Genomic DNA, 3814 nt, shown 5'->3' on the forward strand with positions numbered 1-3814 from the left:
ATCTGGCCTAAAGATATACTAAAATTTTAAGGCAAGATAAACAAGGCATACATATTATTTAAGGTTATATTTTAATTTTCTTTAGAAAAGAGCACGTCTCTCACTTTATGCCTGGATTCAAGGTTGCGCGGGATGCTTTTTTTATGGGGTAGGGACGCCGTTATAAAAAACCGGCAAGAGCCCTGAGCGGTCAGGACATATCGGAGTGTATCAAGTATTCAGTGAGGGCTTTTATACAACGCTACTCGTGTAGCGAAGAATGGAATTGATTTCGGCTCGCTTGATCTGCATGCCTTCTTCAATATCATAGTCATCCTGCATGCCTAACCAGAATTTTGCGGAGTTCCCGAAATATTGTGAAAGGCGTAGTGCCGTGTCGGCCGTAATACGCCGCTTACCTTTCACGATTTCGGATATCCGTGTCTGAGGAATCCCGATATCCTTGGATAGTCTGTATGCCGAGATCGCCAATGGAATTAAAAACTCTTCCATCAAAACCTCTCCCGGATGAATATTTCTAAGCTCGTTCATTTCAGTGATAGTCAATAATTTCCGCTTCGAATGCATTCCCTTCAACCCATTTGAAAATGATCCGCCATTGATCGTTAATCCGGATGCTGTGAAATTCTTTATACCTGCCCGAAAGCTTTTCCAGACGATTCGCCGGAGGAACCCTTAAATCAATTAAATTTATTGAGTTGTTAAGCATTCTCAACTTCCTCCTCGCGGTCTCCTGGATTTCATTTGGCAGACCCTTTGCTCGCTCCCCTTGCCAAATTTTTTCTGTCTCTTGGGAGCCAAACGAAACAATCATACTCTCGGATTAAGTTACTAACGTTAAAGGTAAGCATATCATTGCATAAAATCAAGTGGGATGACGAGGCTTGTTGTGCGGCTTTATCGCGCAGCGTCCGGTTAACCGTAGGGTTCGGTCACATTTCAAGCGCTACGGGAATGGCGCGTTACGTACTTACGAAGCACACCATCCATTCGCGATTGCCAACCTTCACCGGTTGACTTGAACCAGGCGATGACCTCGGGGCTATATCGCACCGACACAAGCAGCTTCTTCTTTTCAGACCTCGGACGACCACGCAGGGCGCGGATAGGCACCATCGCCTTCAGTTGCTTTGGCGTGAGTGGCTGCGCGTCAGGATCACTTTTAGCTGCCGCAGTAATGGCCTTGTCCTCTTCCGCAGTGGGCATGAGGATGGTTGAACGCTTAGAAATTTTCGACATAGTGTTTCACCTCACGACGATTGGCGCGGCGGAGGCTGATGATCCTTCGCAATTCGCCCCGGTCTACAAATGCCACACAGTACAGGATTTCGGTTTGCGGAGCGAGCGCAATCATTCACGACTCGCCGTACTCAAACCGTTCATCAACCCAAACCAGTGCAGCTTCCCAGTCGAGGTCGCCTGCCATAGCCAGAGACACACCGTGCTTCGCCTGGTTTGCTGCATCCTTGGCGGGGTCGAACTCAACTCTCATAACTTTAATGTAGCTACAATTAATGAGATTGTCAAACGAACCGCACAGCGATCTTCTATGGGGACAATAATTAGATGGATCCGCCTCGTCAGATCACACAACGGACTCACCAAGGCATGCGTTTCCCTTTGTGCATTAGCTGACCGTGCGGGAACTGATCCCGAGCAATGGTCACGAGATTGACGACCGTGCTGGCACCTAGGTCGACCTCCATCGGGGCCGCCTGGGTCCCGAGATCGGTCTTCACCCAACCGGGATGGGCGGCGGCTACCGCAATACCCTTGCTCGCGAGCGTCTTGGATTGCATCACCGTCAGCATGTTAAGCCCAGCCTTTGAGGTCGAGTAGCCTACAGCCATAAAGGTTGAAACCTGATCCCATGCATTTTCTGCATTGCCGATTGAGCCCAGCATTGAAGACTGGTTGATTACCCGAGCGTCTTCGCTGCGCGAAAGAAGTGGCACAAGGGCCTCGGTAATCGCGTAAGGGGCGATGAGATTAACCTCAATTGTTCGGCGAACCTTATCCGCATCGGTTGGCCTCCCGTCCCACTCAAGAGCGATCCCTGCATTGTTCACGAGCACGTCGAGCTTGCCGAAAGTGTATTCGATATAACCGACAAGGCCACCTATGTCGTCTGGGTTGGTCACTTCTAGCAGCCTGTCGGACTAACGATAGAGAAGCTTACAGCAAACCAGCCGTCGAACTCCCTTTTTATGTGCATTTTGGTCATAGAAAACCATTGTTGGTACATATTACGCCAAAATGCGGACAATTGGTTGCCTTGTACTCCTGATTTTGCTTTACATGCGGCCATTACTGGCATTTTTATGCGTGGCTTCGCCAAGACATGCATCCTTTTCAGATTCCAGGCAAGGCTTATCAGCGTCCATTCTGCATGGGCATTTTCCAACCCTCGGCGCTTAAATTGTCGATACCCCAGCACTGATTTGATAATTCCAAATACTGGCTCTACGGTGCTCTTGCGCTGGCCATAAATGGCTTTCCCTTCCGGGGTTTTCAATCGGTATTTCATTTTGGTAACACTGTCTGCATCTTCCGCTACGGGTGCCGGTTTATTGAATCGAACTTCGAGGCTTTGATTATGCTTGTCTCTGCCAACTGCTATAAGCGGATTGATTCCCGCCTCTTCACATGCATCCACGTTTGCTTTACTGAAATATCCGGTATCCGCTATGATTTCATTGACTTGACCGAGTTTTTCGGGCAGCTTTTCCAGTGCTTCAATTGCCGTTTCTATTTGCTGCTTATCATTGGGCTGTTGGGTCGTATGAACGGCGACAATGAGCATGGTTGCGATATCGACGCAGGCCTGAGCATTGAACGCCTGCACGAATCCGCCTCCGCTTGTCGGCATGATCCGTGATTCTTCATCGGTCAGGTTTATCTGGTCGTGCGGTTTTGGACCTGGTTCCGGTGGTTTTGGCGGTTTGCCTCCTGGTTTTTTGCCACTTTCCTTTGCTTTCTTTTCCCGTTCGGCAAGCTTGTTTTCGTAGGTTTGCTTTTCCTGATCATACCGTTCTGCTGCTCTTGCTTCAATTTTTTTCTTGGCTTCCGCTATGGTTGCAAGACGTTTTTCTCGCCGCTCAAGTTCTTCTGGAATCTTCATTCCATCAGGTATTATTGCTTGATCGGCTTGATCTGCCAGCAGCCATAATTGCTTGACTTCTTCTTTGAGTTGCGTTTCGATTTTACACGCGTACTGCCAGCTTAACGCCTGATGCTTCGAGGCATTGGCCTTGATTTTCGTACCATCAAGGCTCACGGTTTCAAGCTTCAGTATCCCCATTTCATGGGCAATGGTTAGTATCTGAACAAACAGTCCTTGTAACTCCTCAGAAAACCGTTTCCTGAACGTTGCTATGGTATCGTGATCCGGATGTTGATTGCCGGTAATGTAGCGGAATGCAACAGAATCATAGCTCGCCTGTTCAAGTTTTCTGCTTGAAAACACTCCCGTTGAATATCCGTAAAAAAGCATACTCAGCAGGATCGTCGGATCATAAGCCCTTGAGCCTTTACCGGTATAGGTTCCCCTCAGGGATGATAAGTCGAGTTGGCTCACCATATCTACCACAAATCGGGCCAGATGGTCTTTTGGCAACCACTCCTGTACTGACGGTGGAAAAAGAAACGGGGTATCACGATCTGCTATGATAAAGTCGATGTTCATAGTGTGAAATCAGGAAATGAATGCTGCGGCTCCAGCCTCTGAAATAAGTAATTATCTTACGCTAAGATAATGCTTTACAGACATTTTTCCAATGTATTACGCGGCTTTGTTAGTCCGACAGGCTGCTAG

Annotated in this window: 4 protein-coding genes and 2 pseudogenes; all 6 read right to left on the minus strand. The window is 48.1% G+C overall.

All coding sequences use genetic code 11. The features are described from left to right. Positions 1-231: 231 nt before the first annotated feature. On the minus strand, positions 232-531 hold the full coding sequence (locus BOO20_RS10715) for a HigA family addiction module antitoxin (RefSeq protein ID WP_076792630.1): 300 nt from the start codon (positions 529-531) through the stop codon (positions 232-234). A 1-nt stretch (position 532) separates the two neighbouring features. Next, positions 533-814 (minus strand): type II toxin-antitoxin system RelE/ParE family toxin, encoded by a 282-nt coding sequence (locus tag BOO20_RS10720; RefSeq protein ID WP_076792632.1) that lies wholly within the window; start codon positions 812-814, stop codon positions 533-535. Between the two features lie 125 nt (positions 815-939). Beyond that, positions 940-1239, minus strand: coding sequence for a BrnA antitoxin family protein (locus BOO20_RS10725; protein ID WP_076792634.1), 300 nt, complete (start codon positions 1237-1239; stop codon positions 940-942). Continuing rightward, positions 1223-1492 (minus strand): annotated as a pseudogene (locus tag BOO20_RS13405) (BrnT family toxin). Before BOO20_RS13405 ends, BOO20_RS10725 begins: the two are co-directional and overlap by 17 nt. 106 nt (positions 1493-1598) lie before the next feature. Continuing rightward, positions 1599-2141: an SDR family NAD(P)-dependent oxidoreductase gene (locus tag BOO20_RS10735; RefSeq protein WP_076792635.1), complete on the minus strand. Its 543-nt coding sequence runs from the start codon at positions 2139-2141 to the stop codon at positions 1599-1601. 182 nt (positions 2142-2323) lie between these two features. Next, a pseudogene (locus tag BOO20_RS10740) lies at positions 2324-3685 on the minus strand (IS1182 family transposase); the annotation flags it as partial. Positions 3686-3814: the final 129 nt, after the last annotated feature.

Origin of the sequence: Chlorobium sp. KB01 (genome assembly GCF_001975465.1) — a bacterium.
In the GTDB taxonomy this organism is placed as follows: domain Bacteria; phylum Bacteroidota; class Chlorobiia; order Chlorobiales; family Chlorobiaceae; genus Chlorobium.